Consider the following 15,299-nt stretch of genomic DNA (forward strand, 5'->3'; position numbering starts at 1 on the left):
TACTTGAACGGGTTAATTGGAAATCAGAGACAAGCTGCCTGAGTATAATTACTCACTACAAAAGTGACATACTCCCATCCCCTATGGACAAACGGCACAATACACACTGACATACTGCGATCCCATAAACGACATAGACAATTTTCTCGTAGAACTTAATACAAGAAGTGGAAAACAAACTAAAATCATTCCCGTTTCCTCTTCCAGTGGCACGATAAGTTTTGGGATACGAAACAAACCAAACGCTTTTGGGGACTGTATTACATCAAGTCAATTTGTGAGTGTTACAGCTAGAAGTGGTAGTCGTCAGGTAAACTCCATTGGAAATTTCACAAATTTTGGTCTTGATGGTGGATTACGTGATGGGCCCATTTCCAGTTACTGTGATGTAGAGTTGGTTTAAGGGCGATCGGGTTTTTTGTGGATGGGCGATCGAATTTGATTTGTTAGTCCGTTAGTTAGTCCGCGCCAGGGGCTAGTTGGTTCGTCGCCGAGTCCGCCAGGGGTTGAAACCCCTGTCTCATAGCGAAAGTCCTCTGAAAGAGGACTGAAGAGTTAGTTGATGTGTATCGGTTTCATGCAAATTTTCAGTCGGTTTCAACCGACTTTAGCTATGAGACGGGGGTTTCAACCCCCGGCGGGCTATGTCACAAAGCAGACAAATTTTCAGTCGGTTTCAGGGCGATCGAATTTGAGAGAAATGTGCGATCTGGTTTTTGAGTTTATGTGCGATCGAGTTTTTGGTGGATGGGCGATCGGGTTTTTGTGTTGATTGGGGCGATCGGATTTTTGGGTTTATGGGTTGATTGGGCGATCGACTTTTCGGGAAACGGGCGATCGCAAACGGCAAAAGCAGTCTAAAATGAGAATAAAATAATAGGAATAATCACCGTGAGCGTCACGACTGTAAAATGGACAGTTGAAGACTACCACCAGATGATTGCCGCCCGTATTTTGGAAGGGCGAAACGTTGAATTAATCGGTGGAGAAATCATCGAAATGGCTCCCGAAGGAGAATCCCATGCTTACTCTAGCGATGAGGGTGGAGAGTACCTGATTTACTTGCTGGGCGATCGGGCAAAAGTCCGCCAAGGTAAGCCAATTACCTTATCGTCGAGCAACTCTGAGCCACAACCCGATATCGCTGTCGTTCAACGTCTGGGACGAGATTACCGAGAACATCACCCCTATCCAGAAAACATTTTTTGGCTGATTGAATACTCAAACTCTACTCTCAGTAAAGACTTGGAAATTAAAACCAAAATTTACGCCCAAGCGGGCATTTCTGAGTATTGGGTCATCAATTTGCGAACAATGGAATTGATAGTATTTCGCTCGCCTACAAATGACGGCTATCAATTCAGAGAAACTCTAACTCAGGGTAATATCAATCCGCTAGCATTTCCCGATGTTGCAGTTTCGATCGATCGATTATTAGAGGATTAGGCCTTCAACCCGCGCACCATCCGGGTAAAATCTCGTGTAGACGCGGTTTCAACCGCCGTATCTTCGCCGTATCTTCTCCGTGCGATCGACTTTTTGGGAAATCGGCGATCGGATTTTTGGGTTGATGGGCGATCGGGTTTTTTGTGGATGTGCGATCTAATTTGAAATCCTCGGCGGTTGGAAACCGCGTCTATACAAACGATGTCCGCCTCCGCGGACTAAGAAATAACCCAATCTTCAACCCGCGAAGGCGGGTTTTGTTTTTGTAGCCGCGGTTTCAACCGCCGGGGTTTTTTGGGTTTCAACCGCCGGGTTTTTGGGTGGATGGGCGATCGGGTTTTTTGGGTTTCAACCGCCGGATTTTTGGGTTGATGGGCGATCGAATTTGAATAATTGGTATACAATAAAGAGTTAGAGCAACGGAGTTTCTAAATGCCTGCTAAAGATGTTTTTCACGATACTGTCAAAGCTGCCTTACAAAAAGACGGATGGATAGTTATCCGTGAAAACTTTCGGGTGCAAGTCGATGACGAAGGTTTAGCAATGTTTATCGATTTGACCGCCGAAAAGTTAATCAGTGCAGAAAAAGCAGGTCGCAAAATAGCTGTGGAAGTCAAGAGCTTTCGAGAGCAATCGGATTTCTACCAGTTTCATGCAGCCCTCGGTCAATTTCTCAACTGTCGATCGGCATTGAGAGATATTATGCCAGATTTTATCGTGTATTTAGCAGTTCCTTTAGAAACCTACGATGAATTATTTAGATTAAAATTCATTCAAGGACGTGTGGAAGAATACGATATCAAGCTAATTATTTTTCGTCCCGACTCGGAGGAAATTGTCTTGTGGAGAAATTAAACTATACTGAAGCGATCGAGAAAATTCTCAACAACTTCTCAGACATGGTTGTACGAGAAGGAACAGAAGTTAAAATTATTCGCGATCGTGAAAGCGGTAATTACCTGGTTATTCTCGCAGGCTGGAACGACCAATTAAGAGTCTACGGCGTTTCAGTTCACATTGAAATCAAAGATGATACAATCTGGATTCAGCAGGATAGGACAGATACAGGAATAGCTGAAGAATTAGTGGAACTCGGAGTGCCAAAAACTGATATCGTACTTGCTTTTAAGTCGGCTTTTACGAGAAAGTTTACAGAATACGCTGTTAGTTAAAATTCTTCCACCCTTGCCTTGCGGCTTTTGTTTGTGTAGACGCGGTTTCTAACCGCCGGGTTTCAACCGCCCGATTCGATGAATTCTTCAACCCGCTTTCGTCGGGTTTTGTCTGTGTAGACTCCATTTCTAACCGCCGGGAATCTAATCATCCTCATTCAATCCCAGCGGCACGAAATATTGACTGTAAACCACACTATCCGATGCCCAAAGCGGCCGCCAATAAACATTTTGCATCACCGCCTTCTCCCCATCACCCTCAGCGGGCCACTGAAAACTGACGATCGCAATATTGCTATATCCCACAATCTCATCACCCTCTTGCAGCCAGCGATTGCGCCACAACAGCGATATAAAATTCCACAACCTACGCAGCAGTGACAATCGTTTATCTGTATGCGATCTATTTGACGCAGTTCCCTTTTCTAGCTGCAAAAACATCCGAGCTTTTTGTCGTTTAATCCAGTCAATCCGATAGCCCCAATCAGGCAGAGATTGTCTATTCCTGACAGCAGCCGCCACAGCCTTCTTTCTGCCACCCATCGGAATTTTTATTAGTTCCAGCGGCTCATTCCATCCCAAACATTCGTGCGATCGCTCAGGAAACAGCGACTTAATCTTAGTATGAATTAAATGCGTTTTCCACTCCTCATTGATAAAAGCACTAGCAGTCAACTGCGCCAACACAGAATATTGACAATTTGATTGATAATTCGCCCCCTTTAAAGGCTCAATATTCGATCGAGAATCGCCAAAATGACAATCAGACCAATAACTCAGTCGCACAGCAGCAGCATAGTGAATATCCCCCGTCAACAGAATCACCCGATCGCGCTGTTTAAACAATTCCGACAACAGCTTCACAAAAGCCAACTCATGAAAATTCCACGCATCCCCCGCATCACTATTAAAAACCTTCCCCTGTTCCACATCCCACTTTTGCACCACATCAATAATCCACAAACCCACCAAATTTGTCGGCACCACTACCAGCGTCGCCTCAATCTCAAACTCCCCAGTTTTATTCAGCAACTCAGTCTCCTTCAAAGGTTTCTGAATTTGCTCCTCAAAACCTTTGTGAGTCAAAAGCATCGGCGGATCGATCGCGCTTTTCACCGGATACCCCCGCCAACTCCGCGTATCCAGCACAATCACCTCGTGCTTAAAACTTCTCACAGTAAAATGCCAATTCAAAACCTCACTTACACCCTCGCCATCCCGATCCAAAATAAAAACATCTTCATCTAATTTCAACTTAGGCAAATGAGTTTTTGGATCTAGCGCTGGAATTCCCAAATACGAAGCCGCTTCCTCCCAAGCAGAAACATCAGTCCCCCCCGAATTAGACCATTTTTCAGCAGTTGTTAATAATTTATCTCCCGGTTTTTCGCGATCGAACTGTGCGGGCGTATTCCCCCAAGCCTGAAACACAGCGTAAGCCAGCAAAGCATTCTGCACCACCCGCCGGCCGAGCGGCTTCCCCAGCACCCGGTAACACCATTCTCGATTCAAATACAAATCGTCACTAACATCATGGTCATCGCAAATCATATAACTAGGAATATTCGCTAGCGCCCTCCTCACCCTCCACAAATTGCGAGCAAAACCGTCAAGTTCAACAACTTCTCTATCCCAGACTTTTGCCTGCTTAGAATTTGGACAAATATCCTTACCCTTCGGAAAACGCTCGCACCAAAGTACCGGCGACCAAACTAACAAATACATCGCATAATATTCGCCCAAGCTAAACAAGTGACTTTTAGCATTGTTGGGTTTATTCACCAACATCGCCGTAAAGCCGCCAAAATCTCTGGCAATATCGCTGCGAGTCCCCGGCTGTAACTCAATTGGTTTTTTGGACTCATACTTAGCATCAGACGGTTTCTGAATAGGTGACTCTCTAAAAATTTCCCTCTCTTGACCAACTGCATTTTCGTTTTCCGCATTTTTAGGTATACTGATACACAAATTCTTTTTAATTTGGGCATCATCCATCAGGGGTAGACTCTCTTCCCAGCCCAACAGGGTATCGCCAGCATCAGTCAAGGCCCACAGCATCGCATCGGCAACGTCGTCGCCGTAAATTTGGTCGCCCGTTAAAAACAGTTGGTGGGGCCTGCTATTTGCCGTACTTGCAAACTGTTCGATCGAATTATCCAAGATTGGCAGCGCATCTCTGCCGTCTCCGTGGGGCTTGCGACAAGAACCGTGAACGATACGCAAATAGTTTAAATCCTTCGGCGGCAGGGCAAAAGTCGGCAACTGGTGAGCGAAATAACTGATCGTCTCCGGTCCCAAAGCCGACAAATCAGGGGACGCCGGCCACAGGCAAGAAATGAGATTTTCTTTCTCATTTTCTGGGACTGCAACCCCCGACGGCGACTCGCGACTCCCACCAAACTCGATGTCATAAGCATAAATTTGCCCAGATGTCAAGACGTTGCCGTCGATCGGTTTAGCAGTCACCGCCACTACGTGCAGGTATTTGCCGAGCTGCACGGTAGAGTTCGCACCTTGGAGCAATGGCCGATCGACTATTTCGCCGGTTCCGCCCTCTGTCGAATAAACCTTGAGTTCGACTTGGCGTGGTGCTTTCAGAGCCAGCCAAACTGTCACGGCCTGAGTTTCAGTCCGGCGCAAAATCGGGCCCGCAAGGATCGGCGGCAAGTGATGAATTCGATGACTTAAGGGAGTCCACGACATAGAATTTAAAAAATAAAAATTAAATAAGGGTGTTCTAGCAATCAGATTTTAGGCGATCGAGCATCTGTAATCCGCTTAATTAATGCTAAGTTTGCCAACCCCAGTCTGCAAAATTGTAACAATTCATTAAGTAAAATTAATAATCCACCATGCTACAAGAAGAACAATTACAGCATTTCCTAGATTCAGCCCCGCAGCCGCTAGCAATTAAATCATCAGAACCCGCCGGACGGCCCAACAGCCAGCCGCTCTACTCGTCACCTTTAGATCGGGCGATCGACCGCTACCCCCTCACGGTGCCTCCAGAAACCCCGATCGCCCAGGTGTTGGCTCTCATGAACCCGATGCGCGTCTCCTGTCAGCTTTGTGGCGAAAAACAAAACGCTGTTGCTGGCGCAGCCAAGCGCAGTTGCGTCTTAGTCGTCGAAGATAATCGACCGATCGGCATTTTTACAGAACGGGATATCGTCAAGCTAACTACCGTCGCAGCTTGTACAGTCGGACTGACAATTGCTGACGTAATGACTCGATCGCCTATTACCCTCAAACAATCCGAGTCTCAAGATATTTTCACAGCTATCTTCACGTTGCGCCAGCACCAGATCCGGCATTTGCCCGTAGTCGATGAGGACTCGCGACTTCTCGGCATCATCACCCGCGAAGCCATCCACGAAGCCCTGCAACCGGTTAACTTGCTAACCAATTTGCGCTGTGCGGCAGATGTCATGACACACCAAGTCATTTCGGCCCCAACAACTGCCTCAGCCCTCGATTTAGCCCAGCTAATGGTCAAGCATCGAGTTAGTTGCGTCGTCATTGTCCAAGAGCAAATTCAGCATCCCGAGCTGGCGATCGTACCAACACAAAATTACCAAATTCCGCTCGGCATTGTCACCGAGCGCGATATCGTGCAGTTTCACGCCCTGGAATTAAACCTCTCTCAAATATCGGCAACTGAGGCCATGAGTGCGCCTTTATTTTGCATATCTCCCGCCGATTCCCTCTGGAGTGCCCACCAGTCCATGCAGCGGCACTGCGTCCGCCGTTTGGTAGTAGTTGGCAGCCAGGGAGAACTTTTGGGCGTTGTTTCTCAGACAAGTTTGCCGCAAGTTTTTAACCAATCAGAAATGTACGGGACGATCGAGCTTTTGCAGCAAGCAGTGGACAATAGAGCCACCCAATTGCAGAAAGCCAACGAACTTTTGCAGCAAGAAATTTTAGAGCGGCAGCGGGCCCAAGAAGCCCTGCGCCAAGCTCACGACGACTTAAAAAAACAAGTTGAAGAACGCACCGCTCAACTTTTAGAATCGAATGAATTGTTGAGACGGGATATTATCAAGCGCCAGCGAGTAGAAGAAGTGCTGCGGCGAAAGCAAGCTTGCTTGAAAAATCAAGCGCAGCAATTAGAGCAAACTGTACGAAAGTTGCAGCAAACTCAAACTCAATTAGTGCAAACCGAAAAAATGTCTTCTTTGGGACAAATGATTGCCGGTATCGCTCACGAAATTAACAATCCTGTTAATTTTATCTACGGCAACCTTTCCCACGCCAGCCACTACATCAAAGAATTGTTCCAACTGTTGGAACTTTACCAGCAGCACTATCCCGAACCAGTCTCGGAAATTCGGGAAGCAGCAGCAAAGATGGAAGTCGATTTTTTGGTAGAAGACTTATCTAAGATTATGTCTTCTATGCAAGTAGGAACCGAGCGCATCCGCCAAATAGTTGTGTCAATGCGCAATTTTTCGCGATCGGATCAATCTAACATCAAGCTCGTTGACATTCACGAGGGAATCGACAGCACTTTGTTGATTTTGCAGCATCGGCTCAAAGCTCACGGCGCACATCCAGCTATTGACATTATTAAAGAATACGGTAATTTGCCCTTGATCGAGTGCTGTGGCGGTCAGATCAATCAGGTGTTCATGAATATTATCGGCAATGCTATTGATGTTTTGGATGAAGAAATCCAGAAAGCGGAATGGGCGAGGAGAGATGGGAAAAATTTACCCCCGTCAAATCCTAGTTCTCCAGTGATTTTTCCCACTATTACAATTCGCACTGAAGTTGTTGGCGGCGATTTTGTGGCGATCCGCATTTCCGACAACGGGCGGGGCATACCGGAGGAGATTCGTCGCCAATTATTTGACCCGTTTTTTACTACCAAACCAGTAGGCAAGGGCACTGGGTTGGGACTGTCGATTTCTTACCATTTAGTTGTGGAACAGCACGGGGGGCGGCTCGATTGCGTTTCGGAAGCTGGACGGGGCACTGAGTTTGCGATCGAGATTCCGATCGTCAGTTGTCATTAGTCATAGGATTGAAGAATTGAAGAATTGAAGAATTGGAAATGACTTATGAAGCTCGTGGTTTGGATCGCGGGCCTACAGTTGCATTCTTTTTTTAAACTGGTATCAGTAGTCATTGGGAAAAAATAATATTCTCCCACAGTCCCACAGTCCCACAGTCCCACTCTCCTCCTCTTCCCCTCCCCCAATCTCCCAATCTCCCGCCAATTCCTAAAAATTCACAATTTTTTACACAACACTCAAAACCCCAGCAAAATCACCCGCAACAGCCGAAAGCTAACATCACTTTGCCCTCTCCTGACCCAACTGGGCCCAACTCACTCTCCCGTTTACCTCATCCACTAGCGCCTTTGTGCCCGTTCAAGTTACCCGCACAAGCCATCAACTGCCTGTATCCTAGCCCCAAAGCCAAAAGCCCAGATTGTTTGAGAAGTTAATTTTTGTTTTATTTTTGTTTTATTTTTGTACCTCTTTATATTAAAAAAGTATCCTAAAATTAATTAAAAATCTAAAAAGATTATAAAAATAGATTTTTAGTTCAAAAAACCAGTTAAGATTCCCACAAGTGCAAAATAAACAAATTTACTAGCATTTTCATTTAGACGCCCCCTTTCTTTTCATCGCAAGTTAGCTAATAATGCTTTCAACGAGGTGACTTAGGGCAGGCTCCAAAATTGGCCTAACCCAAAGACGGATACAAGCCCCAAACAAAAGTCGTCGAGAGCGAAAAATTTTAGACATTAGGGAGAAAGCCCAGATTCATCTGTGGAGTCAATCTAAAATCTGAAATCTCAAATCGACTGACAGTAAGGGCATTGCAGTTGGGCTACTGCAACGCCGGCTAGTGCAATTGGGCAATTGCAGTTGGGCGATCTAAAAAAAGCATCAAACCCCAGCCCTCATAGTTTTGATAGAAACCTATAGGAGAACAAAGAGTGAAACTCGCAGTTTACGGAAAAGGTGGCATTGGCAAATCGACAACAAGCTGCAACATCTCCGTTGCCCTAGCCAAGCGCGGCAAAAAAGTTTTGCAAATCGGTTGCGATCCAAAGCACGACAGCACATTTACCCTCACTGGCTTCTTGATCCCGACAATTATTGACACCCTTCAGGAAAAGGACTATCACTACGAAGACGTTTGGCCCGAAGATGTCATTTACAAAGGCTATGGCGGCGTTGACTGCGTAGAAGCAGGCGGCCCTCCCGCAGGAGCTGGCTGCGGCGGCTATGTAGTCGGCGAAACAGTCAAACTGCTCAAAGAACTAAATGCCTTCGACGAATACGACATCATCCTGTTCGACGTACTCGGCGACGTAGTGTGCGGCGGTTTTGCAGCCCCATTGAACTACGCCGACTACTGCATGATTGTTACCGACAACGGGTTCGACGCTTTATTTGCAGCCAACCGCATCGCCGCCTCAGTCCGCGAAAAAGCCCGCACTCACCCGTTGCGGCTCGCCGGTTTAATTGGCAACCGCACCTCAAAGCGCGACTTGATCGACAAGTACATTGACTCTGTACCCATGCCGGTGCTGGAAGTGCTGCCCTTGATTGAAGACATCCGCGTTTCTCGCGTCAAAGGCAAAACCTTGTTTGAGATGGCCGAGAGCGATCCTTCCCTCAACTACGTCTGCGATTACTACCTCAACATCGCCGACCAAATTTTGGCAATGCCCGAAGGAGTAGTGCCCAACGACACGCCCGATCGCGAATTATTCTCGCTCCTATCAGATTTTTACCTAAATCCAGTGCAACCAGTGGTCAAGAAGGAGGAAGATGAGCTAGACCTGATGATGGTTTAATAGGTCTAGCGATCAGGATGAGGATAAAGAGGTTATGGCTTTTTTTGATACTTTTTCAGTTGCTCTCAAACAGAAGTGGTTGGACTACTACCAGGTTAATCGGGCTTGGCTGCTCCTGCACATGACGGCTGAGAACACGGTCGCCACACCCGACGGCGGGAAAAGGCCTGTTTCTTACCTCATCCTGGGAATTGCGGCTGCCCTGGAGCCGGAACTCCAGCAATTAATGCTGCCCTTCTCAAAACTGAAGGCGGATGCAGACAGCCTGATCGAAGTGTTGGGGCTAAATTTTGACCCGGACATCGCCCTGGGTATGCCCTCAAGTACGGCGCAACAAACGGCCAGCCAAACTCCAACAACTGCTGCACCCGCAGCGACTCAAACAGCAACTGCTGCACCCGCAGCGACTCAAACAACAACTGCTGCACCCGCAGCGCCTCAAACAACAACTGCTGCACCCGCAGCGCCTCAAACAACAACTGCTGCACCCGCAGCACCTCAAACAGCAACTGCTGCACCCGCAGCGACTCAAACAGCAACTGCTGCACCCGCAGCGCCTCAAACAGCAACTGCTGCACCCGCAGCGCCTCAAACAGCAACTTCTGCACCCGCAGCGGCTCAATCTAATAAATTAGGCGGTGCGGGCTTAGCAGCAGCCGGAGTAGTCGCTGGAGTCGCCGGAGCGGCCGGTCTGGCTGCTGCTGCGTCAGCACTGAGCTCCGACGAGGAATCCTTCGATGAGTTTGAGGAAGAAGCAGTCTCCGACTTCGACCTGGGCGATGACGAGGAAGAAGCAGTCTCCGACTTCGACATGGACGACGATGAGGAAGAAGCAGTCTCCGACTTCGACATGGACGACGATGAGGAAGAAGCCTCGGCTTTGGACGGTCTCGACCTCGGCGACGATGAGGAAGACGCGGTATCTGACTTCGATATGGGTGACGATGAGGAAGACGCGGTATCTGACTTCGACCTCGGCGACGACGAGGAAGATGTCGTATCTGACTTCGACCTCGGCGACGACGAGGAAGAAGAAGCCCTGGGTTTGGGCGGTCTCGACCTCGGCGATGACGATGAAGAAGAAGCCTCGGCTTTGGACGGTCTCGACCTCGGCGATGACGATGAAGAAGAAGCCTCGGCTTTGGGCGGTCTCGACCTCGGCGATGACGATGAAGAAGAATCCTCACAATTTGGGACTTTGACCTCTGGGGATTTCGAAGCGGGGATATCCGATCCGTTTGGGGAAGAAGATGAAGATTTTGTCGCGGAAGAAATACCCGATCCGTTTGGGACACCGACCTCAGATGACCTAGACATGGATCTGGGCGACTTGGACGAAGACGGTATTGACGATTTCTCTGTATCTGATGACGATGACCTCGACGATCTCGGACTTGACGATCTGGGGGAAGCAACTACCGGAGATCCTGACGAAGATGATTTAGATGCTTTAGGTCTCGGCGATTTGGATTCCGACGATGAGGATGAAGAAATTTCGGGCTTTTTGTCGGATTTTAAGTGAGGTTGTTGCGATCGCCCGCGTCTGTCCTAGTCTTGAAGTTTCCCGCTCTATTTGTGAGTTGTGAGTTGCGAGCTGTTAATTTTTTAATTAACTCAAACTCACAACTGCCAAAAGGCTTTTTGGCTTAGCGAGTTGAAGAACACTAAATCCCTGCTGTGAGGGATTATATGCCCTCGCGCAGAATTTTTTAGCAAAAATTTTGGATGCTGCGGCTGCTGCGGAAATATTGAGTGGGCTGCATCTATTTTTCAGCGGAATTACGCCAAAACCAGGTATTTCTATTATTGTTCGCTGCTTCAGCCCGATCGCACAAAACAGGTGTTTTCTCGTCGCTGCGCCTGTTCGCGTTAGATAGAAAAAACAACCTATTTCTCTCGTCCGCGAGAGCAGCGAGGCGATCGCAAAATACAGGTATTTCCTCGCTAGGCGAGCCTGTCCTGTTCGAGACTAAAAACAATTTAAAGGGAGAACATTTGAAATATGACTGCTATTACTACTAATGAACCGGAAGCTTTAAACTTTGAATGCGAAACAGGCAATTATCACACTTTTTGTCCGATTAGCTGCGTAGCTTGGCTTTATCAAAAAATTGAAGATAGCTTTTTCTTGGTCATCGGTACTAAGACTTGCGGCTATTTTTTGCAAAACGCAATGGGCGTGATGATTTTTGCTGAGCCTCGCTATGCGATGGCTGAGTTGGAAGAGGGCGATATTTCCGCTCAGTTAAACGATTATGATGAGTTGAAGCGGCTGTGCTTGCAAATTAAGCGCGATCGTAACCCCAGTGTAATTGTTTGGATCGGCACTTGCACCACCGAAATCATCAAAATGGACTTGGAAGGGTTAGCACCGAAGCTGGAAGCCGAAATTGGCATTCCCATCGTCACAGCCCGCGCTAACGGCTTGGATTACGCCTTTACTCAAGGAGAAGATACCGTTTTAGCAGCGATGGCTGCTAAGTGCCCTGAGAAAGCGCCGGTGATGGAATCTCAGAAACAAGAACGCAATGCTATCTCTCAACTGCTGAATTTCGGCAAGAAAAAAGAGGAAGTTGCAGCAGATGAATCCGAATATGTCAAGCACACACCGCTGGTACTTTTCGGTTCTTTGCCCGATCCGGTTGTCACTCAGCTAACTCTAGAATTGAAGAAGCAAGGAATCAAAGTTTCCGGTTGGCTTCCTTCCAAGCGCTACACTGAATTGCCAGTATTGGAAGAAGGCTATTATGTATCGGGCATGAATCCCTTCTTGTCGCGCACTGCTTCTACCTTGATGCGCCGTCGCAAGTGTAAGCTAATTGGTGCGCCATTCCCGATCGGCCCTGACGGAACTCGCGCTTGGATTGAGAAGATTTGCTCTGTTTTGGGCATTGAACCCAAAGGTTTGGACGAACGGGAAGCGCAAATTTGGGCTGGTTTGGAAGATTACCTGCAAATAATTCGCGGTAAATCTGTCTTCTTTATGGGCGACAATTTGCTAGAGATTTCTTTAGCACGTTTCTTGATTCGCTGCGGCATGACTTGCCCGGAAATTGGCATTCCTTACATGGACAAACGCTATCAGGCGGCCGAGTTGGCGTTGTTAGAAAAGACTTGTCACGAGATGGGAGTTCCTACTCCTCGGATTGTGGAAAAACCAGACAATTACAATCAGCTTCAACGGATTTACGAGCAGAATATTGATTTGGTGATTACTGGTATGGCTCACGCTAATCCTTTGGAAGCGCGCGGAATTAATACTAAGTGGTCTGTTGAGTTTACTTTTGCTCAGATTCACGGCTTTGGTAATGCGCGGGATATTTTGGAGTTGGTGACTCGTCCGCTGCGCCGGAATAATTCGCTGAAGGATTTGGGTTGGGGTAATTTGGTGAAGAATGAGGCGAAGGTTTAATCGTTTTTAGCGTTGAATAAAAAACCCGGTTTCTTGGAGAAACCGGGTTTTTTTAGTAGAAAATTACTGGACCTTTAATGCACAACAGCTAGTGCAACAGCCATAGGTCTTTTTTTTTAGTCACGCCAATTTTCTCGACTCGCTCGTTAAATAGTACGATCGTCCGTAAGTTGCTGCTAGGTAGGGGATGAGGTGTGCGATCGAATTCGCACTTATGCTCCTCCTCATCTCCAGGTATGGGCTACATCCAATTTGGCGAATCTAGATCCTGACATTTTTTTATTTTAGTCTCTTAACGCTTGACATTGTCAGAAAAATTATCTAGCTTGATCGTAGAAACAAACTCGGAGCCTTGGAGGTTCGACCATGCCCGACGGAGATCTCGTTCACAGTCAGCTTTCGAGAATATACCAGAAGCCTTATCAGATGCTGTGTGAAGGAAAGCTTGACCGCAAGGAATGCGCTTGGTTTGTGATGAAAGCGTTTTTGCAGGACATCAAGAACAACTACGGTGTTCTTTCTGTTAAGTTGGCCAAGCACATGGGGGAGATTTTGGACAAAGCCAGCGAAAATACTGGTGCAAATAGCTCTGTGGATTGGATGGCTTGGAACCTGAAGTTAGAGCGGGTCGCACGACAAGCCACTGTTCCGCATTATGTGAAGGAGCTAATCCTTCGTGCTAGCAAGGGCATACTACATGAGATTCGTTATAACCGGACAGTAGACGCTAGCAATTTGTCAGAAGCGGTTGTGGAGCGGTATTTTCAAGAAGTATACAAAGCGAAATTTGAGCAACGCATTCCGCTGAGTTCTAATCACCATGCTGATGTTGATAATGCGACCGTTACGGAGCGTGTTGAGGCGATCCGTCCCGATATCTTACCCGAAATGAGGAAATGGGCAAAGAAAGCTGTTGCGGATGAGGATGTGAAAAACTTGCGACGCTCTTCACGCAAGAAGGTAAAAAAAATAGACCTTGATGAGGATCTGCTATGAAATACAAACCTTCCATTGAGCAGAGCCTTTACGACAACGATCCCAGCGATTATACCCTGCATTTTGAACCTGTATCGAACAGTAATGGATCTGTGCGCTTCATAGATCGCTCTCAGGGCAAAGAGCTAACTGTTGGTATCAATGTGGATGATGAGGCATTCGGGTATCGGGTTCAGGCCGAGTTTCCAGCCATCATTGCTGACCTCGTTGACCTCGCTGTGGCAATCCATGCTTCCGATCGGCTTGCACCCCAACATCTGGGTGGAAAACCGCGTCGCCTTAAAGTGAGCCTCCCAGTACGTAATCCTGAATTGCTGAGTGACGAACCGTTTCGGACAAAGCTCAAAGACCTTCTTGACTGGGCAACAGGGAGCGAGTGGGTTTTTCACTTTCAGAAACGAATCGTAGCGGAACGCCTCGTTGAGCGCCAATCTCTTCCAATAGCACCTAAAGGATGTGAAGTGGCGCTGTGGAGTGGTGGACTTGATGCCCTTGCAGGTCTGTACACTCGTCTTCAGACGTATCCAGAAAAGTCTTTCGTGTTGTTCGGAACAGGGAGCAGCGATCAAGTCTATAACCGTCAGGGAAAAGTTGCACAGACAGTTCAGTCTATCTTCCCCAGCCGTTGCACCCTCTTTCGTGTGCCAATCCGCTTCCAGGATAGCGGTATGCAGCTTAAGAATAAGCGTTCGCGTGCGCGAGGTGTTGTATACACGCTCCTTGGTGCCGCGTGTGCATATCTCATGGGTCAGCGGGTTTTGTGTGTTTACGAGAATGGGATTGGGGCGATTAACCTTCCTTACCGCGCATCTGCTGTGGGACTGGATCACTCTCGCTCTGTTCACCCGCTGACTTTACTTATGGTGAGCGATGTCGTCTCAGAACTTTTAGGAGAAGAGTTCCGCGTAAAAAATCCATTTCTCTTCTGGACTAAAGCCAAAATGTGCAAAGCATTGGCTGAAGACGGGAGAAACGACTTGCCACCGCTAACTATGTCATGCGACAGCCCACATCGCCTGCAGCCGATTCATCAGTGTGGTTACTGTTCCTCTTGTCTTTTAAGACGACAAGCGCTTGCTGCTACCTATATAAAAGATCGAACGCGCTATGTAGTGCTTCACGGAAACCACCCGCCAAAGGAGTCCAGTTTGCATTTCGATCATATGCTTGTGCAGGTTAAGACCCTCCGAAATTTGCTTGATGTATCAGATGAAATGGATCTTCAGTGGGAAGCTTTGACACGAGAGTTTCCAGTGCTGGATGATATCGTCGATCGCAGCGCTGGGGCAGAAAGCCTACTGCCCATCGATATGCGCGGCCAGCTAATTCAGCTTTATCGAACCTATGTTTCTGAATGGGATACAGTAAAATCCCAAATTGCGGTTTGCCCATTAAATCAAGGTGGCAAACAGCAGGTATCAAATAGAAACGCAGTCAACGTTCAGTAAGGTTGAGGAAA

11 protein-coding genes are annotated in these 15,299 nt (G+C 47.5%); 10 read left to right on the forward strand and 1 reads right to left on the reverse strand.

Annotated features, from left to right (window positions below):
• Window positions 1-726: 726 nt before the first annotated feature.
• From QUA78_RS12840 to QUA78_RS12855, 4 genes are all read left to right on the forward strand, one after another.
• Entirely contained in the window at window positions 727-861 is a 135-nt protein-coding gene (locus QUA78_RS12840; RefSeq protein WP_333303723.1) for a hypothetical protein, read from the forward strand.
• A gap of 30 nt (window positions 862-891) precedes the next feature.
• The gene (locus QUA78_RS12845) at window positions 892-1,446 is read left to right on the forward strand and encodes a Uma2 family endonuclease (protein ID WP_333303722.1); all 555 of its coding nucleotides are present in this window, start codon (window positions 892-894) and stop codon (window positions 1,444-1,446) included.
• A 432-nt stretch (window positions 1,447-1,878) separates the two neighbouring features.
• A complete protein-coding gene (locus QUA78_RS12850) occupies window positions 1,879-2,301 on the forward strand; it encodes an element excision factor XisH family protein (RefSeq protein WP_333303721.1) in 423 nt (140 codons plus the stop codon).
• Window positions 2,289-2,618, forward strand: coding sequence for a XisI protein (locus tag QUA78_RS12855; RefSeq protein ID WP_333303720.1), 330 nt, complete (start codon window positions 2,289-2,291; stop codon window positions 2,616-2,618). Before QUA78_RS12850 ends, QUA78_RS12855 begins: the two co-directional genes overlap by 13 nt.
• A 144-nt stretch (window positions 2,619-2,762) precedes the next feature.
• Here QUA78_RS12855 and QUA78_RS12860 read toward each other — a convergent pair whose 3' ends face one another.
• Window positions 2,763-5,321 (reverse strand): PhoD-like phosphatase, encoded by a 2,559-nt coding sequence (locus QUA78_RS12860; RefSeq protein WP_333303719.1) that lies wholly within the window; start codon window positions 5,319-5,321, stop codon window positions 2,763-2,765.
• A gap of 149 nt (window positions 5,322-5,470) precedes the next feature.
• Between QUA78_RS12860 and QUA78_RS12865 the strand changes: the two genes are divergently transcribed.
• The 6 genes from QUA78_RS12865 (at window position 5,471) to QUA78_RS12890 (ending at window position 15,288) form a co-directional block, all read left to right on the forward strand.
• On the forward strand, window positions 5,471-7,633 hold the full coding sequence (locus QUA78_RS12865) for a CBS domain-containing protein (RefSeq protein ID WP_333303718.1): 2,163 nt from the start codon (window positions 5,471-5,473) through the stop codon (window positions 7,631-7,633).
• Window positions 7,634-8,565: 932 nt separating this feature from the next.
• Window positions 8,566-9,432, forward strand: a complete 867-nt coding sequence (bchL, locus tag QUA78_RS12870; protein ID WP_172189973.1) for a ferredoxin:protochlorophyllide reductase (ATP-dependent) iron-sulfur ATP-binding protein — start codon at window positions 8,566-8,568, stop codon at window positions 9,430-9,432.
• A 34-nt stretch (window positions 9,433-9,466) separates the two neighbouring features.
• A complete protein-coding gene (locus QUA78_RS12875) occupies window positions 9,467-10,954 on the forward strand; it encodes a DUF5331 domain-containing protein (protein ID WP_333398840.1) in 1,488 nt (495 codons plus the stop codon).
• Window positions 10,955-11,434: 480 nt separating this feature from the next.
• Window positions 11,435-12,844, forward strand: coding sequence for a ferredoxin:protochlorophyllide reductase (ATP-dependent) subunit N (locus QUA78_RS12880; RefSeq protein ID WP_199292772.1), 1,410 nt, complete (start codon window positions 11,435-11,437; stop codon window positions 12,842-12,844).
• A 366-nt stretch (window positions 12,845-13,210) separates the two neighbouring features.
• Entirely contained in the window at window positions 13,211-13,840 is a 630-nt protein-coding gene (locus QUA78_RS12885) for a hypothetical protein (RefSeq protein ID WP_333303716.1), read from the forward strand.
• Window positions 13,837-15,288, forward strand: a complete 1,452-nt coding sequence (locus QUA78_RS12890) for a 7-cyano-7-deazaguanine synthase (protein ID WP_333303715.1) — start codon at window positions 13,837-13,839, stop codon at window positions 15,286-15,288. The genes QUA78_RS12885 and QUA78_RS12890 overlap by 4 nt, the downstream gene beginning before the upstream one ends.
• Window positions 15,289-15,299 lie beyond the last annotated feature (11 nt).

Origin of the sequence: Microcoleus sp. K4-B3 (assembly GCF_036704615.1) — a bacterium.
Classification (GTDB): Bacteria; Cyanobacteriota; Cyanobacteriia; order Cyanobacteriales; family Microcoleaceae; genus Microcoleus.